The organism is Bacteroides sp. AF25-38AC (assembly GCF_003602995.1).
Taxonomy (GTDB): Bacteria; Bacteroidota; Bacteroidia; order Bacteroidales; family Bacteroidaceae; genus Bacteroides; species Bacteroides uniformis.
In genome coordinates, this window is the sequence record NZ_QTMD01000005.1 from 30152 (window position 1) to 53899 (window position 23748).

Here is a 23748-nt window from a genome sequence, read left to right on the forward strand (position 1 = left end):
ATCGTTTTCATTTCGGGTTTGATACCTGTTTCTGTTCCTCTCGCTTTTTCTCCGCCAGACGGCGGATGGCTCCTTCCAGACTGCCCTCCGGTCCTCCGGCAATCCGTTGTACTTCCAGTTTCTCCGACTCCTCGGTCGTGAACGTGAAGTATTCTTCCTCGCTCACTTCCGTGGCATATACTGCCGAGCAGGTTCCTCCAAGCCCTATCCATACTTCCCGGTAGAAGCGCCCGGGATGGTTCGCCTGGTTGATGGAAAGAATCTGCCCTTTCTCTTTCTCGGTCAGACCGAGCAGCCGCTGGATGTGCTCGAACTTGTTCATGTATTTCCGCTGGTCAAGCAGTATCTTGCAGTCAGAGTTGTTGATGATGGCCTCTTTCACTATCGGGGAGCTGATGATGTCGTCCACCTCCTGTGTCACCACCACAGCCTCACCGAAATATTTTCTGACGGTCTTAAAAAGGTACTTGATGTATTCACTCATATTGGCGGACATCAGGGCTTTCCAGCATTCCTCTATCAATATCATCTTACGGATACCTTTGAGCCTGCGCATCTTGGCGATGAAAGTTTCCATAATGATCAGTGTCACCACCGGAAGAAGCACTTTGTTGCTGCTGATATTGTCCAGTTCGAATACGATGAACCGTTTGCCTGTCAGGTCCAGTTCCTTGTCGGAGTTCAGCAGGAAGTCATAGTCTCCGCCCCGGTAGAACGGTTCCAGAACGTTCAAAAAACCGTCAATGTCAAAATCCTTCTCACGCACCTTTTTCTCTTCAATCATTCTTCTGTAGTCATCGGCGACAAACTCATAGAAACCGTTGAAGTCCGGTCTGATGTTCCGGTTCTCCGAAATCTTTCGGATATAGGCGTTCACTGCTCCGGAAAGAGCGACCTCCTCCGAACGTTTCGGCGACTCGTCTTCCCGTTTCCACAAGGTCAGTATCAGTGTATTGATACTGTCACGCTTCTCCACATCGAATTTTCCGGATTCGGTGTAGAACGGGTTGAAGGATATCGGATTGTCCTCTTCATACGTGATGTAAATCCCGTCCTTCCCGTTGGTACGGTCATGGATCATCCTGCACAACCCCTGGTAGCTGTTTCCTGTGTCCACCAGCAGGATATGCGCTCCCTGTTCGTAGTATTGGCGGACAAGGTGGTTGGTGAAAAAGGATTTTCCGCTGCCCGAAGGCCCGAGGATGAACTTGTTTCTGTTGGTGATGATTCCTCGCTTCATGGGCAGGTCGGAAATATCCACATGCACCGGTATCCCGTTCTGGCGGTCTGCCAGCCGGATTCCGAACGGACTGGGCGAGCTCCTGTAATTGGTCTCTCCGGCAAAGAGGCATACGGCCTGTTCCAGGAAGGTATAAAAGGATTCTTCGGATGGAAAGTCGCCTGCATTTCCGGGGATTCCCGCCCAATAGATGACCGGTGTGTCAATGGTGTTATACCTTGGCGTGCATTCCATCATGGCCAGCTGGCTGCCCGTGTCGTTCCTGATGCGGCGGAACTCTTCCGCATCCTCCGCCCAGGCGATGACGTTGCAGTGGCATCTGACGGGAAGCACTCCTTTGGTATGTGCCTCATCAAGATACATCTCCGTCCACTCCTGGTTAACGGCATTGCTCCGGCTGTATTTTGACAACGAGAGCATATTGCGCGAGTTTTTCTCCATCATCTGCAGGATTTCCTGTGCATCGTCGATGAACACGTATTGTGAATAGATGTGGTTGCATGACAGCAGCAGTCCTACGGGTGCGGCAAAGGAGAGGCGGCAGTCGCTGCGGTCCGTGGACATCCTCTCGTAGCGCATGTCCGTGGAAAGTCTGCCGGGCAGGTCTTCCGTATCGGAAAGGGTATGCAGGCAGAGGCGTTTGTCACCGATGCGCATCCTGCCGGGCTTGAGGCAGATGTCCTGCAATACGGCGGTCTCATCCTCCAGCGAGAGGGAAAAGTATTTTTCCACCAGTCCGGGATGTTCCTTCGTACCGGTGATTTCGTCTGTTTCCAGACGGCGAAGCCTTATATGTCCGGAATCATTCATAATACGCTCGAACTGTTCCACCGCCTCAAGAAAGCGGGCGGCAGCATCCTTGTCGGTTATCTCTTTGGGCAACAGGAATCCCCGGCAAAGGGTATTGAAGTCACTCTTCCGGCGGCTGCGTTCGCGGGTTGTCTTCGTCAGGAACAGGTAGCATTTGTGATTCAGGTAAGGTCTTTCATTGAAATGCAGCTCATAGCTGCGTGTCAGGAAGCTCTGTTCTCCGTCATCGGTCTTCGGACGGTAGGTTTCCTTGACGAACCAGTCCTGTTTGCAGACGACACTATGTTCCGGCAATACCTTCACGGCTTTGATCCAGGAGGAGTGCATGGCCTCATACTCGTCCGCCGTTACCGTGTACAGTTCGGGCAGTTCCACTTCGAAAGCCACGGTCAGGTCGGCATCCTTGCTCACGATACAGCCGTTTTCTACCGACAGCAGGGGGAATCTGCGTTCCAGCGTTTCCGCCTTTAATACATTTCTCATGATTGTTGTTTTTTTCTTCTTCTTGTGAATAATCTGAAAACTCTCTTGCGGTGAATCAGATAGCGTGGATGTCGTTTTTCAGCCAGCAGCTTCATCAGCCCGTGTTCACCGTAACGGGCATTCAAACGGAATATCACCCACACCAACAGGCTGCCGGACAGGATTCCGAAGGATAAGCATATCCATTGGTCCACCCCCGTCAGGTAAAGAAAGACTACCATAAGGAGCACCATCGCAAGCCCTCCGGCAAAGACGAACAGGTATTGCGACTTGAGTCCTTTGAACTCGACGGGGTTGCCGGCACCTTTGTTTACCGGATATTCCATAGGCTTTAGAGGAAGAAGGAACGTAAGATGGTGGCGGCTACGATCAGAAAGATACAGGCAAAGAACCAGCTAGCGGCGGTTTTCGAAGTGTCGGGGTCTCCGCTGGAAAATTTGCCATAGGTCTTGATACCGCCTACCAGACCAAGCACCGCACCGATGGCATAGCATAGTTTGGTGGCGGGATCGAAATACGAGGTCATGAGGCTGGTTGCCTCGTTGATACCCGCAAGGCCCTGGCCCTGCGCAAAGGTGTTTGCGGCGATGACCGCACACATCACAGAAAAAAGGATTCTTCTTTTCATTGTCGAATCGTTTGGGTAAGACATAAATTTGAATTCGACAACAAAGATAAATGGGGATAATGCGCTATGATTCAGATGTGTCATCAGATGTCATCAAATGTCATCAGATGTCTCATTGCGTCATTGTATGTATATGTTTACTTATTTACCAATTCAACGGTATGTATTGATAGACTGCCATATATGTTATTTGCGTTAATTATATTACTATCTAACTATATGTGTTTGCCGTTAATGAGTTCACCTATTTCAGTTTTTTTCAGTTCACTATTTAAATGAATTCACATGTTTTTCTAACTCCCTAATTATTATTCTAAAAAGAGCTTAGTCAAAATATTTATAAAACAGGTAGTTTTACCTTCAATTTTTTGTTGTCTTTCCTTTTTCCAAATATGTTGCACATTTGTGAAATTTTCAATTTATTCAAAATGAAATTTTATGACTTGTGCGTTTACAACATCGTGGAAAGAATGATTTATTAAATATAAAAAATCAAAAAAAATAGGCTTCAAGAATATTACATAATGGTAAATTGGGGGAAAAGAGTATATTTGTATAATATAATACGATATTATAAATATACGCAGGTAGTGATTTACTAATATAGATTTGATATATAGAATATTATGAAACAGAATTTTATCATAAGAGGATTACGTGGAAGTGTGTTTATGCCACAGATAACGTTTAATTGGGAATTTATTTCAGCCATACAAACGATGTTGCCTAATTATATCCCTTCCGTTATTTCTGATACCCCACAAGTAATAAAAGGTATGCTACTCTCTCCTGGGGATTGGATTTTGTCTTCTCCTGATGATAATATACGAATAGTGTTTCAAGCACAAAAAGTAGACTATATTATTAATACAAATATTGAATATACTCAAGATATAGTATCTACACTTGCAAATAATTGTAATCAGATATTTAAGAGAATTATGGAAATTACAGGGATGAGAGCAAGCCGTTTAGCCATTGCCCCCACTCTTGAATATAAAGGTGATACTACTTTATTTAAGAATTTTGTCAATAAAATCTACGCAAAGAACACATTCAAAGAATCGAAAGTGGATAATTGTGATTTTTCACAAGTCTTTCGCGTTGATGAGGAAATTAACGGGAAACAGTTCATTGTAAATTATTTATCTAAGTTTTATGTAGCTACTCCTATCGTAGTTGTTAACGGTATAAATACTATCCAAGAGGTAAATATGGTAGATTTTGATATTAACACGTTTGTAAATCCTGAGTATTCTTTTGACACTAATGCAACTAGTGATTTCTTTCAAAAAGGAGCAGGATTTTGCTCTGAATTCTTGTTGTGGTATATTGGAGAATAATAGATATAGATATGGAAGTAACCTCACTATATGATTATACTAAAAGATTTACAGAGCCACAATTACAATTTCAGTCTGCCCTTGAATATCCAACAGATTTTTGGGAAAACTATTTAAGTGACATATCCAAAGGTGCTTTAAAATCATTTGATATAAAGTGTCCTGCACTTCCTGATATGTTTTGGCTAAACAAATTGCCAATAGGTTCTTCTCAATATATAGCACAGGATGCCGAAGATAGGATAAATGAAAAATGTGCTTCTAGCGCAAACAGTGATAATATTTCAAGCGGTCAAATAATACGCAGAACGTCTAAAGATTCTACAAGTAGCGCTGATTTAAATAGAATGAATGAAGAATTTCATTCATCATTATCTAAACGGACTCAAACATTTGTATGGACACTGCAACATATAGATTTTGAGGATGGTGTAGAAAATGATATAATTAAAGAGGTAGAAGGTTATATTAAAACGAATAGATTTGTAACTTATTTATGGTTACATTCTATTTATTCAAATAACCAGAAAGATATTGATGTTTTAGCAGGGCTATTACGTATTATAGGAATGACTGTAGAAAAGGAAGATACAGATATGTTATTAACAATGGTAAAAGCGGGGTTATCCGATTCTCACTCTAAAACGCAAGAAGCGGCATTAATGGTAATAGAGCAATGGAGAACTCGAAATTGTTTAATAGCCATAGAAACTGCTCCATCATTTAACTCTTCTTGGCTTTGTGACTATGCAAAACAAATTGAATCAGAATTAAATGAAGAATTGCGACCATGCTAATACGAATGATTTCTGGAATAAGTAAGTGGGATGGTTCAAAAGCTGTCAACCGAAAAGACTATTATATCTGTGGTGATGCTATTGGTGACTTACGTACTACTGATAACAAATTGAGTGTTTGGAAAGCCGATACTCAGGAAGATATAAACGATGCCATTGTAGCATTAGCCTTAAATCGGGATTCAGTAAGTAAACTAAGCTATTTTCTTTTGAAAGAAGAAGATTTAGATAAAATGGATATTAAAATATCTGATGAGCAAGTGGGTGTTGCTGCAGGGCTGGATAGTCAAATTTTGACTAAACACCGAGATCTAATAGATTTAGACTATTGGAGACTCGGATATCTGGCGGACCATTTAACAGAACTTGCAAAAAATGTAAATAATAGAAGAATTTGTTCTGCAAGTGAAGTGAAAAAGTTACTTGAAAGATATAAGCAGGAAAATAAAATCACTCCAATACAAGTGAAGGACAAATTAAGAACAAGTTTAAAATGGTAAAACTATGGCATCACTAAACATGGTCGGACCCTACCTCTTAACAGAGCATGAAATAAATGCTAATGTAGAATTCGGAAGAATTGGTAATTATGCATTTGGGTATTTAAATGATAAGGGAGTGTTTATCGTAAGATATGTAGGACGTTCGGACACAAACTTACACACTAAAATAATGCTTGGGTTAATAGACAACAAAAAAAATCCTGCAAAATATCGTTATGAATGGTTTAAATTCAGCTATGCAGATACTCCTATAGAAGCATATATTAAAGAATGCAAGAATTATCATGACTTTGGAGGAGATAGGGGCAAGTTATTAAATATAACACATCCAGATTCTCCTGATAATTTAATAAAATGTCCTTTTTGTCAATGACATAATAATAAAATCAGTATTATTCATCCCCATCGCAGATATATTTTTCTATGGTGGGGATGATTTTAAAGTATCCACTATTCTATTACTTCACTTTAAAGAAACTGCCTCCATTCGTAATCAACTGGATTTTCTTTTCTCTCTCTTTTCAAAGGCAACGCATTCCCCTCCTTATCCACATACTTCCCCATCAGTTCCTCAATCAGCTTCTTGTTCTCCACCTGGGAGGAGAACAGTTCAAACATGTCCGTTTCCCGGATGGAATGCAGTGTCATGGCCGCCCTGTATGATTTGTTCTCGTCCGAGCCGGCACCATTCAGGTTAAGCAGCACATCGCCTACATTGAGCAGGTCAGCAGGAGTAACCATCGGAGCAATGGCTTCCGTTTCGGGAGAGCGGCTGTCCAGTTCCTCCTGTTCTTCTTTCAGCATTCTCATCTCCTCCAAAGGCAGTTTGCATTCCACTTCATCTTCCGGAATATCCTTATCCGCTCCGATAAAATCACTTCCGGTTTCCAGTTGCTGGCTCATGTAAGGGGCGACGGTCTTCCCGGCATTCTCGTCCAGATAGACAAAGCGGGTAGCTCCCATCACATCCTGTGCATTTCCCGGTTCACCGTTGTCTTTTTCTGCTTGTGGCCGATTGCGGGGAGTATAAAGCAGATCACAGATTTTACCTATTCTCTCTTTTTGTTTCCATACCTTATATAACAGATAAGCGGTACAGCCGAACCGTATTGATAAATAAACTATTTCTTCCATTCTATTGGCTTTTGAGTTGCTTCTTGATTATATATTTCATTGATGATATGCTGATACCTTTCCAGATGGTCTGACAGTACACTCCCTAAAAACATGGGGACAGACATTTCCGGTGCAATGACCGGCAATACTTTGGCAACAGTCCTGTACAATGTATCGTTAATATAGGTCTGCCTTCTTGCTCCCGACAGTTTCACTTTCAGAAACCGGCTCCGGTATTCATCTGAATCAGCCGCTCCATCCGGTGTTTTTTTTATTTGCTGTCTGGAAGAACCGCTTTTCTTCTCCTGTTTCTCCGGACAAGGTCCAGCCTGACTTTTTGTTTCCGGCTCCTCTTCCGGAGGAACCGTTCTTTCCAAAGCGGTCACATCTCCTGCCATCATGCGTTTCAATGCCTCCTCGTCCACTTGGTAATCCGTTCTTCTTTTGGTGGTCATAATTGTTTTTATTGAAGTTTCAGTATGGTTTCTATTTCCGCTGCCAGCAGGTCCAGACTGCTTCCTTTCATTGCGGAGGAAGATGGAGGGAACAAAGTGCTGCGGAACAGAGGCCCTTTCATTCCGGAGTCTTTTTTGTAACGTTCTGCACTGGGAATGACGGTTTCCAGTACCGGCAATTTCAGCGAACGGAAAATTTCAGTATAGCCGTTATACAGGTCTTTGGAAACACGTTTGTCCATCCGGTTCCAGAACATATGGATACCACGCAAGGGTACATCCTTATGCCGGTGCATGTATTCCCGGATGGCAAGGACAAAAGACATGCTGCTCCGCATTGCCATTCTTTCCTGCGTGATGGGAGTGAATACATAATCCATATTGATTACGGACTGGAATACACCGGGCACATTTACGGTGCCCGGAAGGTCAAAAAGGACAAGGTCATAATCCAGCTCCGACTTTTCAAGAAAGCGTCCGGCCGTTTCCCGGGCTTCTTCCGGAGTGGAGTTCAGGATGCTGTAGGCTTTCCTGCCGCTTGCTCCGAACTGTTCCACCAGCTGGTTTTGCAGATGCACGTTCTTTTCAATGTTTCCCACTTCCCAGTTCCGCATGGTACTGATGCTGTGCTGTGGATAATCACAATCCACCACCAGTACGTTATACCCCTTCAGGTAATGGAAGTAACTGGCGAGCAATACCGTGAACGTGGATTTTCCCACACCGCCTTTCTGGTTGCTCAAAGCGACAAATAAAGGTTCTTTCTTCATAGGCTTGAATTTAGAGTGTATAATTTGTTTTATATCTGTCAGGATTTTTTTGTTTCATCACACGGCAATGCATCCGTTGGTATATGGCAATGACGCATTGTTTGCCGGTTTGCATGAATACATTGCATACCATATTGCACCAGTGTAATACCGGTTGCCGATGGGCATTGCCATATAAGGTGCATTGCATTCATGCAATATGGGGTTCAATGTATCCCATACTGCATTGCACGGATGCAATGTATTCCGTCATGCAGGATTGTCGTGCAGCATATATGGCATTGCACATATATGGATGATGCCGCATTCACATCATGCACCACCTGTGGCAGGCAAGCAATACCCCTTACAGGACAATGTTTCAATGTATGCCCTCATGCACTGTGCCAAAAGTAGCGGCTATTTTTGAAACTTCCACCAACATTTCCCCTACCTGACATCAGATGTCGTCAGATGTCATCAAATGTCATATCAAGCGCTGTTTACCAATCGGTTATCACTGTCTAATTTTGCAAAATCGGAATCAGACGATGGAAAAGAACTGACTTCGTCGGACCACAGTGCGTCGTGAACGTCGCACAGCAATCCGACGAAGGAGGATTCTCTGTTCAAGCGAACAGAGCAAGTTGTGTTTTCGTCCGACAAAAAGTCTTTTGTCCGACAAAAACAACTAGCCCGGCTAAAAGCCGGGAGAATCCGCTCCAAAGTCGCGGATTCCGGAAGAGAAAGAAGTACAAACCCAAAATCTCATGTACATGGAGAAAAAAACTGGAACAAGAACAGGCAGGAAGTCCAAAAGCAATCCGGCAGACCGCAAATACAGTTTCCGCCTGAATGCCGAAGAGAACACAAAATTTGAACAGCTGTTGGCGGAATCCGGAGCGAGAGATCTCACGCTGTTCATTAAGAAATCCATCTTCTCGGGACAGATAAAGGTGGTGAAAATCGACAAGGCGACAATGGACTACTACATCAAACTGACCGAATTCCACAGGCAGTTTCAGGCCGTCGGAAACAACTACAATCAGGTTGTCCGGACCTTGAAGAACAATTTCGGGGAAAAACGTGCGATGGCACTGCTTTACAGGTTGGAGAAACTGAGCATCGAACTGATGCTTGTCTGTAAAAAAGTCATGGTGCTAACCCAGGAATACGAGCGGAAATGGTTGCAAAAATAAGTCACGGAACAAGCCTTTACGGAGCACTTGCCTATAACTACGACAAGGTAACGGCAGGTACCGCCGAGATTCTTTCGGGCAACCGCATGATTTCCGACAGATTGGGATTGCCCAGTGAGGACATACGTCTGGCATTGCTCTCTTTTGAGAACTACCTGCTGGCAAACCGCAATACGGAGAAGCCCGTCCTGCATATCTCCCTTTCTCCGGCACCGGAAGACCGGCTGACTGATGGGCAATTGGTAGAGTTGGCGGAACGGTATATGCAGAAGATGGGCTATGGGAATCAGCCGTACATAGCCTACAAACATGCCGATACCCATAATGCCCACATTCATATCGTCAGTGTCTGTGTGGACGGACAGGGGAAAAAGATCAGTGATGCCTACGAGCACCGCCGTTCCATGACCGCCTGTCGGGAACTGGAAACGGATTTCGGCCTGCGCAACGGGGCGGACACGGAAAGGCGGAATCCGAAAGCGGAACTAAAAAAGGTGGACGCTTCCTTGGGGGATGTCCGCCATCAGGTAGGCAACACCCTTAAAGCCGTACTGGAAAGCTACCGTTTCCAGACTTTCGGGGAATACAATGCGCTGCTTTCCACGCTCAACATCGAGGCGAAACAGGTCAGGGGAGAATACAACGGTATACCATATACCGGTATTGTCTATTCGGTCACGGATGATACCGGCAAGGTGGTCAGCCCGCCGTTCAAGAGTTCCCGATTTGGGAAACGCTTCGGAAATGAACAGTTGGAAAAGCGGATGCTGATGAACCTGAAAGACCTCAAGGACGGGAAATGGGCACCCTCCATACAGGCGGACATCGTTCGTGCCTTGCGGCAGGCGGATTCACGGAAACGGTTTGTGGAACTGCTGGGGCAAAAAAATATTGATGTGGTGTTCCGTGAGAATGAGCGGGGACGTATCTACGGTGTCACCTTCATTGACCACAACCGACGGGAGGTATTCAACGGTTCACGCATGGGCAAGGAGTTTTCCGCCAATGTGTTCAACGACTATTTCCAATGGTTGGAAAACATACCCGAAAAGGAACGGGGCGGACATTCCGCTACAGAACTTCGGCAGCATCACCGCCACGAATCCGGCAGCACGCTCGAACTGGCGGCGGGCATTCTTTCGATGGAAACCAACCCGCGTGACTATGAGGAGGAAGCCTTTGCACGCCGCATGAAGAAAAAGAAGAAGACCGGACGCAAACGTGGCATTTAGACAAAACAAGTATCAACCCATTTATATACAATTCTTATGCAGCAAGAAGACGATTTGAGGGCGCTTGCCAAGATCATGGAATTTGGCAGGGCCGTGAGTATTTTTCTTTTGGTGGTACACGTCTATGTGTATTGTTATCCGAGTATCACCGCGTGGAACTTGAACCTTGCGGTGATGGACAGGATTCTGGTGAATTTCAATAATACGACCGGGATTTTCAACTGTATTCTCTGGAGCAAACTGTTGGCAGTGCTTCTGCTGGCAGTTTCCTGTCTGGGTACGCACGGGGTCAAAGGTGAAAAGATAACCTGGCCTAAAATTTATGCGGCGCTGGTGGCAGGATGCGCACTGTTCTTTCTGAACTGGTGGTTGCTTGAGCTGCCATTGCCACACGCGGCAAATACCGCATTCTATATTTTTACTCTTACGGCAGGCTATCTCGCCCTGCTGATGTCGGGGCTATGGATGAGCCGCCTTTACAGGCACAACCTCATGGAAGATGTGTTCAATATGGAAAATGAGAGTTTCATGCAGGAAACCCGACTGATGGAGAATGAGTATTCGGTAAATCTCCCGACGAGATTCTATTATAAAAAACGCTGGAATAACGGATTTGTCAATATTGTCAATATTTTCCGTGCCTGCATGGTTATCGGAACACCGGGTAGCGGCAAGTCCTATGCGATAGTCAACAGTTACATACGCCAGCTTATAGCCAAGGGCTTTGCGATTTACATCTACGATTACAAGTTTGATGACCTGTCCACCATAGCCTATAATTCTTTGTTGAAGAATATGGACAAGTACGAGGTCAAGCCCCGGTTCTATGTCATAAATTTCGACGATCCGCGCAGGTCTCACCGATGCAATCCTATCAATCCGGAATTTATGACGGACATTTCCGATGCGTACGAGGCGAGCTATACGATAATGCTCAACCTCAATCGCACCTGGATTGAAAAGCAGGGTGACTTTTTTGTAGAATCCCCCATCATTCTGCTTGCTGCAATAATCTGGTATTTGAAGATTTACAAGAACGGGATTTATTGTACGTTCCCGCATGCGGTGGAATTACTGAACAAGCCTTACTCGGACCTGTTCACCGTCCTGACTTCCTATCCGGAGTTGGAAAACTACCTTTCTCCTTTCATGGATGCATGGAAAGGAGGGGCGCAGGATCAGCTCCAGGGCCAGATTGCTTCGGCAAAAATCCCCCTTACGCGTATGATTTCCCCACAACTATACTGGGTGATGACAGGAAATGATTTTTCGTTGGATATCAATAATCCGAAAGAACCCAAATTACTTTGTGTCGGCAACAATCCGGACAGGCAGAACATCTATTCGGCTGCACTCGGACTATATAATTCCCGTATTGTCAAACTTATCAACAAGAAAAGACAGCTCAAATGTGCCGTAATCATCGATGAGCTTCCCACCATTTATTTCCGGGGGCTTGACAATCTGATTGCAACGGCACGAAGCAACAAGGTGGGCGTACTTTTGGGTTTTCAGGATTTCAGCCAGCTGACCCGCGATTATGGTGAAAAGGAGTCCAAGGTTATTCAGAACACGGTAGGAAATATATTCAGCGGGCAGGTGGTCGGAGAAACCGCAAAGACACTTTCTGAACGCTTCGGCAAGGTGCTCCAGCAGCGTCAGTCCGTTTCCATCAACCGTCAAGATGTTTCCACTTCCATCAACACGCAGCTTGACTCGCTTATCCCGGCATCCAAGATTGCCAATCTGTCGCAAGGTACATTTGTCGGGGCTGTGGCGGATAATTTTGGCGAGAAGATAGAACAGAAAATATTCCATGCCGAAATTGTTGTGGACCATGCAGCGGTCAGTGCGGAAGAAAAGGCCTACAGGAAAATCCCTTTCATCAACGAATTCAAGGACAAGGACGGTAATGACATCATGATGCAGCAGATTCAGCGTAACTACGACCAGATCAAGTCGGACGCACAGGCCATCATCAACGAAGAGATGGACCGTATCAAAAACGATCCGGAGTTATGCAAGCGATTGGGGTTGGATAATGAAAAAACATCCAAGAAGGAGTAATCCTTCCTCTCATTAAATATCAAGATGAAGTGTGTGTGGGGGATTTTCCCATCAATTTCCCCCACATATTATCAGGTCGGAGCTCTGCAATAGGGGTATTCCTTTCATCTACTTCCCGAACTCCACGACAATCTCCGTCATTTCCCCATGTACTCTTCGCACATTCAGCACCCGTGCAGGAATCCCATGGTTGAAGCAGCATTGGATAAATTCCATTCCAATGAACACTCCTGTATTGTATTCCTCTGTATCGTTCTTCGTGTTTTTGCAGAAAGTTACGGTTCCTTTCATCTTTTCATTCCTTCTCTTGCGGTATTGCGCTTCCTTTTCAAACATCATAAAGACTTCTCCTCTGACAATCTGCACCTGTTGGCCTTCGGTTTGTAGGAATTGCAGGTAACTTTCCAGCAGGTCTTCCGGGCATCCGCTATGGGATAGCATGTTTCTTATCCCTTGTATCTGAATTGAATTTTCCATTACTTTTTATTTGGCTATGATTATCTTTTTATCCTTGATGACAAGTGTGTCTTTCCCGCCATGATTCGTCAGGCTTACATCTTTCAAGTCAATACGGCTGTTGGAGATGGAAAACTCCTGATGAATCGTATCGTTCCGCAGGAAGTGGATGTCCTGTTTGTACAGGTTCGGAATGGAAAAGAACAGGGCTATGATTCCGCCCATGCAGCATATCATCAACAGGGTAAAGGCAACAAACCACCGCTGGTATTTTCTGTCATCCAAAACCTTCACTTCAACTGGTGCAGGCTCTTCGTTGATTGTTGCCTTTTTCTGGTTGCATATCACGCGGCATCTCAAATTGGGAAATTCATGCAGGCTGAACAGGTCCGGAATCTGTTGCAGGAATTGCAAGTATTGTTTGGTTTCCATCTGCACTTCCAGTTCCATAGTTACACGGATGACACTTCGTTTCATTATCTTGGGTTTTCCTATTGCCCCCGTGGGTTTGGCAACATTGACAGGACGGATGTCCGATACGCCTGTGTCCACACTCATGGCAAGCTCCACTCCGGTGTTTCCTAAAGAGGGGGAATCCGTAGGATGGGATCCAAAAGATGAAGAACTTTCTGCACCTTCATATTCCGCTATCAGGTCTGCTATTTCCCGCACCTCGGTTACTGCCACGTTCTTTGCCTCTGCATTCACAAAGGTTTCTACTTTAGCCTTCACCCTGTCGGTCAGAAAGGCTTTTATCTTGTCTTCGCTTTTCTTATGGATAAGGTAGCTCGGATATTTTTTGGTAAAGTTCCGGGCTACGTTTTCCATATAGTCCATTGTGTAATCATAGTTACAATCAATAGACAAAACAATAGATAGCAATAATGAAAAATGACTATGTTTTGAATAAATATTATCTACCATGTTATTATATTACCTTAGTTTATATTCACCCTTTGTAAAATACGTAAAGGGCATTTAACAACCCCGTATTTTATATTATATGGAATATATTTATATTCATCTGTTATTCTTAAAGTATCAGTGGCATTCATTTGTTCTATATCATGATTAACCAATAAAATTTGCAATTTGCTCTCATCCATTGAACTTATTATTGGATAAAAATTAGCAAATATAATATCCGTAATATATGCTATTTTACTTTGATAATCAAATAATAAAAATTGATTTCCATCAGCAGATCCATTATATATAACAAAACAATCTATTTTTCTTTTTCCATCGCTAATCTTTTTCCCAAATTCAATGCTACTACCATCTTGTGTCTCTAATTTAAAAATTAGAAAACATTTATTCATAGATTTAAAATATAGCTCATAAACTTCTTGGTATTCTTGCATCTCTGTTTCAATAATAAGAGTATCATTTTTTTCACAAATGACTTCTTCAGAGGCGGAATTTGCTACAAAACAATTGCCAAATACAAAGAAAAAACATAATATTATAACTACCATTGTATATTCATTAAAGTTACATTTCCATTATTGTCTATTTTTTTTACACCAAGATTGCTTTGATTTGGTTTTGATTCATCTTGAGAATAAAACTTAGTTAAAACAACATTATTAGGACTTATTCTTCCTATCAAGCCTATTCCCAAATTCGATGAAGTTCTACATTCAAAATGAAGATGTTGATCAGCTCCTTTCATGGATTTTGCATTTCCGGTAATGCCTGTTTTACCAATAATATCTCCTTTATGAACTATATCCCCTACTTTTACTGTAATTTCTGACAAATGAGCGTAAAATGCATAATAATTACAACGGTCTAATTTTAAAACTAATTGCTTTCCATAATCTCCTTTTTCAGAATCCACAATTCTATCTACTATACTGTTAGCAACTGCAATTATATTTGTCCCTTGATTTGCATAATAATCAAATCCTTGATGATTCTTCGTTGAATTATTTCGAACTTTACCAAATAGATTACTCGCCCTGTTTCGTCTAATTTGCATTTCAACCAAAGGATCACAAAATTGAGACTCTATTTTTATAGAAGCAATGCAATCATTAAAATAGAAGCCTAAAGTACTTGATACTTCACAACAAAGCCTTACATTTCCCATATTCTTTATTAGAGTGTTATAATGTTCATATTTTTCCAAATAAAATTCATAATAGTTCACCTCACTCTGAAAAAAAGAAGGAATCAAATTAACTATAGAATCCTCATTTATGATAATTTTTTCATCGGGAACAGATTTAAGATATATTTTCACCATAGCATCATATAAAAATTTTCTACTTATATAAAGTCTTACTTTTGTTCCCCAATATAAACTATCAAACTTTCCATTTTCTTGATCGGCCCAATAAGCTTCCATAGACACAGGTCTTAATATGGAATATTTTGTAGAGCCTGCTAAACAACCTTTAACTTTTATCATTTAGATTCTTGTTTTTGGTTTAACTTTACATTTTCAATTTTAACTTCGCCCTGCAAATTAACTTTACCTAACAATTTTATAATTGAACCATCATCATACTCTATTTCAAACTTTACAGTTTCACCAGCATTCGCATTTTTAACCTTAGCACATAAGGTTGCTATTCCACTTTCAGGCAATTCTTCAATTCTACGAGTACCCTCTGCATCCATCCAATACACCTCCACTATTTCCGCTTGCTTTTCCTCTTTCGATTCAGGCGCAATCGAAATAAATGGTTGCTGCGAAATATCCGACACTTTCCACACCTTCTCCCTAACCTCCAGATTATTCCTTTTGATAATCCCCGGTGACAAATACAGCACCATCATCATCGGAGAGTTTCCTACACTCATATACTCCTCTATTTTCACACAGAAGCAGTCCCAGAACCGGAAAATATCCACTATTTCCACTTCGTTGTAGATAAAATGGATTTCCCCGTTGTGCATGGCTCCTTCGTTCAGCCAGTCATAGAAGAACTGTTCTTCACCCTTGCACTCAAACGCAAGCGTAATCAGGTCTCCCTCGACCGGCAGACACTCCCGATTGCCGATTTCCTCGCATACTTGGATGTGGAGTTGTATGATTTTTCTCAGATTCGGGTCATCATAGTGCCGGATGTGGCACCGATAGTTATAATAGAGTATCGGCACCTCCATTCCTCTTATTTTCAGAATAGTTTCATAAATCATGATAATACAGTTTCAGGTGAATGACTATGGTAATAGGTCACGGCTGATCCAATAGTATGTCTGCCCGTTGGACTGGAACGGCTTGCCGGCGGCTTCGTCCAGCAGTTTTTTCTTTTCCTTGAAATATTCAATCAGCATGTCCAGCTCCGCATCCGTAATCATTTTCTTTTTCCGCAAGTCCTTGACACGGTAAACTTCAAAGAAAGGATAGTCGGTCGGGCAGGAGGTAAACCTTTGCAAGGCCTCTGACAGGGGCATTCTCAGGAAAGTCTTTCTCCCTACCTTGCAAAATCTGTCCCTGTTGCGCTCTGAAAGGAAATGTCTGACCAGTTTTCTCCTTGCACGGCGGGTTGAGGCATATTCCGGTGCGTTCAGGCTGTCCGTCTTTACACGTACGGTAGATTCTTCGGCATCTGCCTGTAGGTAGTCGTCTGGACAGTCGCAGATATCCACCTTCGCTTGCTTTTTCTTTTTGACCGCTTCGTATTTATAGTCAACGATCAGCTTGGAGGGTGCTTCCACATACTTTCTCAACCGTTTGAACTCCTCTTCGTTGACAAGCAGATAATAGTCCAGTGTGGAGGACAGCGAGTCCGGCAGTACGATTGGCTGTGCAGGCAGGCTCCAGGCAGGTTCGGTATCCGGAAGTACGGATAGCATGGGTTGTACCCCCGACTGGCGGATATGGTAATAAGCTGTCATTGTCGAATCTGTCCTATATCGGTGTGTACCCACTTCGTCGAATGCCCTTGCCAGGCTGTTGCTCAGCAGGGTATTGTCAAACTTCACTTGTATCAGCATGGAATCCACGGCGGTGGTCAGTCCTTCCAGTTCCAGCGATTCGTTCTTTTGCGGAAATACCAGCCATCCCTGTGTCATGCTCCGGTTTGGAAAGTCCAAACAATAGGTGTTATGGTTCACCTCCGCATATTCGTTTTCATTTCTGATCTGTTCGGGATATACAATCAGTTCCCGTTTTTTCCGGCTGACGCGTGGTGCCGAGCAGTCTATCATGTTTCCGATTTGCAGCACGAAGTTGTTGAAGTTGTCCGGTTCTCCTCCGTAGAGCTGGAAGCCGATCATGCGGCAGTTGTTTTTTACCAGCTTGTTCACCAAGGTGGAGTCTGCCCACTCGCTGTTGAACCCTTTATCGCCGATGACAACCAGGATATTGGTTTCATCCGGACATTTGTTGAATTGCTCCACTCCGATCCGAAGGCCGGACCAGCTGCCGAATCGTCCGTATGTAGGCTTCAGTTGCTCGGCATTACGTGCTTTGGCGGAAAGGAAATCAAGCAGCTCCATGTAGTCGGGAGTCAGTTTGCAGATGGGGTCTTTCCGGTTGTCCGGTTCATTGAAGGTAAGCACGGCACCGAACCTGAAAGAAAAGCTGTCGTCATTCACCAGTTGCGATTGCAGTCCCTGGATGGCATTCACCACGGCTGGAAACCGTTGGATGGTGTTCTCTTTTCCTTCCAGGACAAACATGAGGTTTATTTTTTGCAGGTCCTTCTCTATCTTGTTTTTGAAAATCCCGTAATAGATTGGATTGCCGTTGACATTCAGCACATAGCTTTCCCGTTTGTCGATGACCGGCATCGGAAGCCGGGTCCTGAAGCAGAAGCTCGTGTCATTGTTCCGGTAGGACAGTACCGGGCTGTAGCGGATAGCAGGCTGGCTGGCCGAAAGTTGCAATTTCCGCTTCAGGTCGTTGGATGATAGCGGCAAGGTGTCTTTCCGTTCCCTGTCTTTAAAGACGAGCGTGCTGTCCGGCAGCGAGGTTAGGTCTATATGGAGCTGTTGTTCGGGGGCGGTCAGCAGGCGTCCGTCTATCCATCCGATGACAGCATGCCCTATGCTGTCTGCGTCAAGCTGCGGTTTGTCTGCCACGAGGGTGCATCCTTTGTCTTCCGATATTTGATAAGGATATACGACACTGTAAAATGGAATCTTGCCAGCCTCTTGTGTCAGGTCTGTATTTTTGAACAGTTTTACGGAGTCATTGGCAAAATACGTTTTTGGGGTGGCCAATGCCACGCTGTCGTTCAGCATGACCACCTGTTTGTTTTTGAATCCGGTAACAATGTCGGTAAAGCCGCTCCGGGTCAGCAACAGGTTGTTTTGGTTGATCCATCCGCAGTATTTTGCCTGTTTCCATTCTTTCAGTTTTCCGTTCTTCAGAATGGTGGGGTCGTATCGTATCAGCCTGAGCCAGTCTCCTTTTCGCTTGATGACGAGAAATGCGTCCATATATTTCACAGACTGCATCTCGTTCTTTCCGCTTGGGCTCAGATAGGATGTTCCTGCTTCATTGGCGAAGACAATCCACGGGGTATGTTTGGGCAGTGTCTGGCTGCAGGGAGCCTTTACCCCTTCTATGGAATAGTTCCGCATATATTCACGGGGTACATTCTTTATCCGCATAAAACGGTGTACCGGTCCGCAGGATGCCATACAGATGATGCATCCGCAAATCCATCCTCCTTTTATGAGTGTCGATATGCAATTCTTTTTCATGCCTCATTTGTTTTTTTGTTCGGAAAAGCGTTCGTGCTGTGTTACCATCAGCTGCATCACACATTCGTTGTTCAGGTTGTCTCCCATATCGACGAACACCTCGTCTATAAGGGTTTTCCTGCGTGCTATGATTTTCAGTCCTTGGCAATAGGAATAGAAATCATTCTTCTTGCTGTTGTTGACGGTTACCGCTATGTCCGGATTTCCGCAAAGGTATTTCTTCAGGATATAATTGTAATGGGTATTGAACGGCTTGCCGTCCACGATGGCTTGCAAGTGTTCACGGATGTCATTGCCGATGATGACAAGCACGTCTGTCGAGTCGTTCTCCGTATATTGGGGAAGGATTTCAATGGTGTGCCGGACCGGATATTGGGTATTCTCCGTAGTCAGCAGAACCTCGTATATGCCGGGTTCTGTATAGGCGTAGAGTGGGTTCTGCTCCCGCGAATCGACAATTCCGGATTCTCCGAACTGCCAGCGCCATTCTTTCGACGGACCGTATCCTTTGAAAGATACGATTTCTCCTTGAAAGGCGGTTGCCGGTGCTTTCATCCTGACAAGCTCGTCGCTTCCGTAATCATCCCGGCTCCTGTGTACTGTGATGATCTGTTTCCTTTCCAGTCCTCCGTCCACTTGAAGGCGTACTTGGTAGCGTCCCGGTTTCTTGAACACGTATTCTCCGCTCCGTTCGTGTGATATGTCTCCGTTGCCGAATTCCCAAAGCCAGGAGCGTGCGTTGCGGGTGCTGTCGGCATAATGGACCGTTTCTCCGGTTTCCACCTCTATGGGGGTCAGTGTCATACGCACGGTGCGGCTGGAAAAGAACAGCCGGATCAGTATGGCGACAAGGATGCACAGCAGCATGGCTGCGATTACGAACAGAATCTTTCTGGTATAAATTTTTCCCATGTCATTTGTTTTTAGTTCCTGAGCGCAAGTCTTCCTCCTTTTTCTGCAAGCCTATCTCGCACTCCTCCAGATTGGCTTTGAACAGACTTATGTTTTGTCCGATACTCCATAGCTGTTTCCTGTCGGACAGCCACATGGCATAAAAGTCGGCAATGTGCATGAACAGCTTGTATCGCTTGTCCCAGCTGTTCCTTTCGTATGTGTTCCGCAGGTTGTTTATCAGATAATGGATGTCGTCTTCTTCATACTGGGCGTAAACGCCCGGTTCAAATGTTTCTATTTTACGGAACAGGGAGTCCACCGGCAACTGGCTTTCCGCTTGTTCCTGCTGGAAATCCTTGATGCGGTTCATCTTGATCTTTACGAACTCTTTCTGCTCAAACATCTTGAAATCTGAGTTCCACATGAAAATTACCAGACAACACGCTACGGTTGTCAGGAAAAAGAACAGGAATACATAGGCATGTCCCATGAATATTTCCCGTTTGTTCATTGTCTTTCTGTTGTTGTCCATGGCTTTCCGTTTTATTGTTTGTTGCCGCCGGAACCCACATTCAGGTTACGCCTTGTTTTCCAGTTGTCTTGGATGCACTGCATCAGGTCTTTCTTCACCATCTCTTCCTGGATATTCAGCAGACGGATGGAGTCTTTTACCCCGAGGAAGATGTTGAGGTTTTCCAGCAGCTGCCTGTAAAGCCTGCAATCTTTGGTGTCCATGCCTTGGACATATTTGAGCAGGTTCATCTTGCGCGTACTGACAACGCTTTGCAGGAGCTTGTCGTTTATTTGCGGTGAAGTGTTCATCAGTTTCATGTACTGGTAGATGGAATCCATGCTGTTCGACAGGGACAGCTCTTTGGCATAGATATGGTCATATTCCAGTGCCTGCTCCGTGATTCGCTTTACTTCTATGCCGGAGGTTTTCAGGAAACAGGCAAAGATGCTTACCGCAAGGATGGTGCAGCATGTCAGATAGCCCGCGAATCTCAGATAGGCTTTCCTTACTTCTGTGTTGTTTTTCGGTTTCATATAGGATGATGTTTTATATTCATAAATAGGTGCTGATACCCAGATAGGCGCCTTGTTCGGTTGGGGTTCCCAGCCTGAACCGGGCATCTTCCTGCTGGATGATGTAGCGGATCTGTATCTCCTTGTCCGAGGGGAGGAACAGTTCTGTCAGCGCATTCAGTATTTTACTGTCGGCGGCGCCGGGAAAGAAGCTTTCCATCCGTCGGGCGGACAGGGGACCGATTTCCACCAGCATCTGGTAGGTGCCGTCGGCAAAACTGTTTCCCAGAACCATGTCGTCTCCCAGAATGCAGCTCCCCAATTTGGGAATAAGGCAGGGATCCACTTCCACCACGCATTTGTCTCCTCTCTTGATATGCACGGGCACACCGGTCAGAATGGTCATGCACTCGCCGGTTTTGGAAAGGCTCGCTGTAATCTGTTCCATATAGGCCAGCATATGGACAAGCATGACCGCCAGATGGGTCGGCAGCAATTCCAGTACGGGCCATTGACCGGAAAAGATGCTTACGAAATCCGGATGTACGTTCATCTCGTCAATGCGGCGTTCCTTGTTCTGGAAGGCTACCAACATATGGTCCAGGGAGATTTCGAAAGGCTTGAAGAAACGGCGGGCGAAAAATTCCTCTTCACGGTGGATGCGGATTTCGTCCAGCACCTGTTCCTTCGATATTTTCTCGGACTGGTAAAGGTTCTTGTGGAATATGCCTTCGGGCAGCTCGTCATAAAGGCTTCTCCTGTTCACATAAAGATACAGATAGTCCGTCAGGTCATAATGGGAATATTCCGGGTGGATGTCATGGATGTCTTTCGAGAATCCGCGCCGGATGTCTCCCCGTCTGAATATGAGGGTACGCTCTGCATCATACCCGGCTTCTTTCAGTCCGCTGGCCACCACTTCCGCCTTGAAGTCGGTATCCGGCAGGTTGAATGAATGGGAATGTTCGTCAAACCGTACTATTTTATCTTGTTCTTCCGTCATGTCCGTTCGCTTATAGGGGATTAGTCCAGTATGTTCCAGCGTGACTCGCTCGATTCTTTCGGTTGTCTGGAGCGTTCGGCGACAACGATGTTTTCCTTGTGCTTGCCGATATATTCCAGACGGCTGAGGGTTGTCCACAGGTCATTGAACAGGTATAGGAAACGTTCCGCCGTAACCATCAGTTGGCGGATATTGTGGTGGTTGTACAGCAGCCCGCAGTTTTCCCTCAGCAGGCCTTCGTAGGCACCGGGAGTGATGCCGTTCCATTCGTTGAAGTATTTCAGCAGGTCCTCCTTGTCTTCCTTGTCCATGAAACTCAGGCATACATACAGGCGGTGAGCCAATGTGGAGAATACATTCAGGAAGTGTAGCGGTGAATAGTATTGCCCCTCGTTGCGGAAGGAGAAGTAGATATCGGATATGAACAGCATGACATGGCGGCACAGCATACCGATGTTGGTGGCCAGGCTGGTCTGTTTTTCTGCATTCTCCACTTTGGCAAGGATGTCAAACGAGGCTTTTTCTATGGAATCCACAAGTTGCCCGAATTTGGTATAGTAGCCTTTCAGGTCCGGATGGCTGGACATGCTTGTGCATGGCGGGATGAAGTTTCCGTCCACTTCACAGCGGTTTCCGTTCTTGCGCAGGCGTCCGATCAGCAGAAAGTGTCTTCCCAGCTCGCTTCCGTCGGTCTGTCCGCTCGGCAGCACGCTCAACGCATATTTGGGTAAGGCATTGGGCTGGCGTGGACTGATTTCCTTCTCGTTCGGAATACCCGAAGGAAGATGTTCGAAAGGGTCTGCCATCAGTATGACATCCCACCGTTTGTCCTTTTCTTCTTCCTCTTCTGTAGGGATATGGAAACTGGCGGTGAGTTCGTCATCCTCACCGGCATCATAATCTATCAGGTAACCTCCGGAAGTAAGGGCGTGGCAACGTTTCAGACGGACTTCCAAGGTGCCTGTAACGAGTTCCGTAATGCTGAAATCGCCGGAAACCGGTTCTCCTTTCTTGAATGGCAGGAGTCCGTAGGTATTGCGGTTCAGATGAAATGACTGGTATTCGCACAACCGGTCCGTAAAGTGGTCTTCCTGTTGGGTGAAATGCCCTTTGTTGACAGGCATTCCGTCCGCCCAGTTTACCAGCGGATATTTTTTCTTTTGGCTCTGTTTTCCTATCATAATGTTTCTATTTAATATTCGTTATACTTTATAAGTTCGTTTGCCACACGCTTGGCTATGATTACATCGTGTCTTTTCAGCTTGTTGCCGGCAAGTGTAACGTCGGGGTCTATATAGCGCCGTCTCTTGAAAAAGGACGGTTTGGTATAGAATACCCATTCGTAATAGGCTCCTCCTTCATTCTTATATACGATGGGCGAAGACGGTGATTTGAGGTTGCAGTCGTCAATCATGCGCTGGAACCACTGCCCGAAGATGATATCCTCGGATGCCTTGCCGGTTATGCGTTCCGATGCGGGGTCATCCACCCTGCGGAATATGTCCACATCCATTACGATGCTCCGTTCACGGTTGATGTACAAGGTATCCGAGTCATATTCCTCCGAATATTTCCATACTTTATAAATTTCAATGGGTATGTCGAAATAGCTGTTCACCGTTTGGGAATACAGGAGTGGAAATGCAAAGGGCAGCAGGCAGGTGGAGGCCCAGATGCCGTACTGGAGTTCGTTGCAGAGGTTGAACACTACGGAAAAGAGTCCGGCTCCCAGAAGCATGACCGTAACCGTCAGCAGGCATTGGATGCCGAAAGAAGGCATTTCCTTGCTTGATGCGAACACTTTGCGAAGGACGAGCCGGTTGTAATATCCGGCAGTCCAGTACAGGATGACCAGCAGGATGTAGGCATAAGGCATGAAGTTATAGTCCATGAATCCGGACAGGCCGGGCAGGGCAAGGATTATGCCGCACAGCAGCAGATACGCAATCAGTTTTTTGTTGTTGAGCAGCTTGTTCTTGCGTGCGATAAAATAGGCTGCGATTCCGAAAATCACGGTCAGCAGCGGCATCAGCAGGTACGATGAAATGAGATGTTGGGTAACTGGGTTCATAAGTATGGT

General features: G+C 45.0%; 25 protein-coding genes. 7 read left to right on the forward strand and 18 right to left on the reverse strand.

Going from position 1 to position 23748, the window contains the following annotated elements:
- Nucleotides 1–7 precede the first annotated feature (7 nt).
- The 3 genes from DWY55_RS04765 to DWY55_RS04775 are packed head-to-tail and all read right to left on the reverse strand — an operon-like array spanning nucleotide 8 to nucleotide 3161.
- On the reverse strand, nucleotides 8–2533 hold the full coding sequence (locus DWY55_RS04765) for a TraG family conjugative transposon ATPase (protein ID WP_039952950.1): 2526 nt from the start codon (nucleotides 2531–2533) through the stop codon (nucleotides 8–10).
- Nucleotides 2530–2859: a DUF4133 domain-containing protein gene (locus DWY55_RS04770; protein ID WP_004288754.1), complete on the reverse strand. Its 330-nt coding sequence runs from the start codon at nucleotides 2857–2859 to the stop codon at nucleotides 2530–2532. Before DWY55_RS04770 ends, DWY55_RS04765 begins: the two co-directional genes overlap by 4 nt.
- 5 nt (nucleotides 2860–2864) lie before the next feature.
- Complete coding sequence (locus DWY55_RS04775; RefSeq protein ID WP_017142017.1) at nucleotides 2865–3161, reverse strand: DUF4134 domain-containing protein; 297 nt, start codon at nucleotides 3159–3161, stop codon at nucleotides 2865–2867.
- 626 nt (nucleotides 3162–3787) lie between these two features.
- On the opposite strand from DWY55_RS04775, the gene DWY55_RS04780 reads away from it, so the two are divergent.
- The 4 genes from DWY55_RS04780 to DWY55_RS04795 are packed head-to-tail and all read left to right on the forward strand — an operon-like array spanning nucleotide 3788 to nucleotide 6177.
- Entirely contained in the window at nucleotides 3788–4504 is a 717-nt protein-coding gene (locus tag DWY55_RS04780; protein WP_004288750.1) for a hypothetical protein, read from the forward strand.
- Between the two features lie 11 nt (nucleotides 4505–4515).
- Entirely contained in the window at nucleotides 4516–5301 is a 786-nt protein-coding gene (locus DWY55_RS04785; RefSeq protein ID WP_115615976.1) for a hypothetical protein, read from the forward strand.
- 5 nt (nucleotides 5302–5306) lie between these two features.
- Entirely contained in the window at nucleotides 5307–5801 is a 495-nt protein-coding gene (locus DWY55_RS04790) for a hypothetical protein (RefSeq protein WP_133303481.1), read from the forward strand.
- A 4-nt stretch (nucleotides 5802–5805) separates the two neighbouring features.
- Nucleotides 5806–6177, forward strand: a complete 372-nt coding sequence (locus DWY55_RS04795) for a hypothetical protein (RefSeq protein ID WP_004288747.1) — start codon at nucleotides 5806–5808, stop codon at nucleotides 6175–6177.
- Between the two features lie 95 nt (nucleotides 6178–6272).
- Here the strand turns inward: DWY55_RS04795 and DWY55_RS04800 are convergent, their stop codons facing one another.
- Genes DWY55_RS04800 through DWY55_RS04810 form a run of 3 tightly spaced genes read right to left on the reverse strand, consistent with a single transcriptional unit; the run spans nucleotide 6273 to nucleotide 8178 of the window.
- A complete protein-coding gene (locus DWY55_RS04800) occupies nucleotides 6273–6938 on the reverse strand; it encodes a DUF4122 family protein (protein ID WP_004288746.1) in 666 nt (221 codons plus the stop codon).
- Nucleotides 6926–7375: a DUF3408 domain-containing protein gene (locus DWY55_RS04805; protein ID WP_004288745.1), complete on the reverse strand. Its 450-nt coding sequence runs from the start codon at nucleotides 7373–7375 to the stop codon at nucleotides 6926–6928. The genes DWY55_RS04800 and DWY55_RS04805 overlap by 13 nt, the downstream gene beginning before the upstream one ends.
- An 8-nt stretch (nucleotides 7376–7383) precedes the next feature.
- Complete coding sequence (locus DWY55_RS04810) at nucleotides 7384–8178, reverse strand: ParA family protein (RefSeq protein WP_005802628.1); 795 nt, start codon at nucleotides 8176–8178, stop codon at nucleotides 7384–7386.
- A gap of 722 nt (nucleotides 8179–8900) precedes the next feature.
- Between DWY55_RS04810 and mobA the strand changes: the two genes are divergently transcribed.
- From mobA to mobC, 3 genes are read left to right on the forward strand one after another with little or no spacing between them, the layout of a single operon-like run.
- Nucleotides 8901–9323, forward strand: coding sequence for a conjugal transfer protein MobA (gene mobA / locus DWY55_RS04830; RefSeq protein WP_005802627.1), 423 nt, complete (start codon nucleotides 8901–8903; stop codon nucleotides 9321–9323).
- Complete coding sequence (mobB, locus tag DWY55_RS04835; protein WP_004288742.1) at nucleotides 9308–10555, forward strand: conjugal transfer protein MobB; 1248 nt, start codon at nucleotides 9308–9310, stop codon at nucleotides 10553–10555. Before mobA ends, mobB begins: the two co-directional genes overlap by 16 nt.
- Before the next feature lie 36 nt (nucleotides 10556–10591).
- A complete protein-coding gene (gene mobC / locus DWY55_RS04840) occupies nucleotides 10592–12622 on the forward strand; it encodes a conjugal transfer protein MobC (RefSeq protein ID WP_004288741.1) in 2031 nt (676 codons plus the stop codon).
- Between the two features lie 108 nt (nucleotides 12623–12730).
- Here mobC and DWY55_RS04845 read toward each other — a convergent pair whose 3' ends face one another.
- From DWY55_RS04845 to DWY55_RS04900, 12 genes are all read right to left on the reverse strand, one after another.
- Nucleotides 12731–13099, reverse strand: a complete 369-nt coding sequence (locus DWY55_RS04845) for a hypothetical protein (RefSeq protein ID WP_004288740.1) — start codon at nucleotides 13097–13099, stop codon at nucleotides 12731–12733.
- Between the two features lie 6 nt (nucleotides 13100–13105).
- Nucleotides 13106–13915 (reverse strand): hypothetical protein, encoded by an 810-nt coding sequence (locus DWY55_RS04850; RefSeq protein WP_004288738.1) that lies wholly within the window; start codon nucleotides 13913–13915, stop codon nucleotides 13106–13108.
- A gap of 101 nt (nucleotides 13916–14016) precedes the next feature.
- On the reverse strand, nucleotides 14017–14556 hold the full coding sequence (locus tag DWY55_RS04855) for a hypothetical protein (protein ID WP_004288737.1): 540 nt from the start codon (nucleotides 14554–14556) through the stop codon (nucleotides 14017–14019).
- Nucleotides 14550–15494, reverse strand: coding sequence for a M23 family metallopeptidase (locus DWY55_RS04860; RefSeq protein WP_004288736.1), 945 nt, complete (start codon nucleotides 15492–15494; stop codon nucleotides 14550–14552). Before DWY55_RS04860 ends, DWY55_RS04855 begins: the two co-directional genes overlap by 7 nt.
- Nucleotides 15491–16228 carry a type VI secretion system tube protein TssD gene (gene tssD / locus DWY55_RS04865; protein WP_004288735.1) on the reverse strand — a complete coding sequence of 246 codons (738 nt, stop codon included), beginning with the start codon at nucleotides 16226–16228 and terminating at the stop codon, nucleotides 15491–15493. Before tssD ends, DWY55_RS04860 begins: the two co-directional genes overlap by 4 nt.
- Nucleotides 16229–16252: 24 nt before the next feature.
- Nucleotides 16253–18745: a type VI secretion system protein TssR domain-containing protein gene (tssR, locus tag DWY55_RS04870; RefSeq protein ID WP_039952941.1), complete on the reverse strand. Its 2493-nt coding sequence runs from the start codon at nucleotides 18743–18745 to the stop codon at nucleotides 16253–16255.
- 3 nt (nucleotides 18746–18748) lie between these two features.
- Complete coding sequence (locus tag DWY55_RS04875) at nucleotides 18749–19657, reverse strand: PKD domain-containing protein (protein WP_004288733.1); 909 nt, start codon at nucleotides 19655–19657, stop codon at nucleotides 18749–18751.
- A 1-nt stretch (nucleotide 19658) separates the two neighbouring features.
- The gene (locus DWY55_RS04880) at nucleotides 19659–20171 is read right to left on the reverse strand and encodes a type VI secretion system transmembrane protein TssO (protein ID WP_004288732.1); all 513 of its coding nucleotides are present in this window, start codon (nucleotides 20169–20171) and stop codon (nucleotides 19659–19661) included.
- 11 nt (nucleotides 20172–20182) lie between these two features.
- The gene (locus tag DWY55_RS04885) at nucleotides 20183–20686 is read right to left on the reverse strand and encodes a type VI secretion system TssO (protein ID WP_004288731.1); all 504 of its coding nucleotides are present in this window, start codon (nucleotides 20684–20686) and stop codon (nucleotides 20183–20185) included.
- 19 nt (nucleotides 20687–20705) lie between these two features.
- On the reverse strand, nucleotides 20706–21668 hold the full coding sequence (locus DWY55_RS04890) for a type VI secretion system baseplate subunit TssG (protein WP_004288730.1): 963 nt from the start codon (nucleotides 21666–21668) through the stop codon (nucleotides 20706–20708).
- A 20-nt stretch (nucleotides 21669–21688) separates the two neighbouring features.
- Nucleotides 21689–22849 (reverse strand): hypothetical protein, encoded by a 1161-nt coding sequence (locus DWY55_RS04895; RefSeq protein ID WP_004288729.1) that lies wholly within the window; start codon nucleotides 22847–22849, stop codon nucleotides 21689–21691.
- 11 nt (nucleotides 22850–22860) lie between these two features.
- Nucleotides 22861–23739 (reverse strand): TssN family type VI secretion system protein, encoded by an 879-nt coding sequence (locus DWY55_RS04900; RefSeq protein WP_039952939.1) that lies wholly within the window; start codon nucleotides 23737–23739, stop codon nucleotides 22861–22863.
- Nucleotides 23740–23748: the final 9 nt, after the last annotated feature.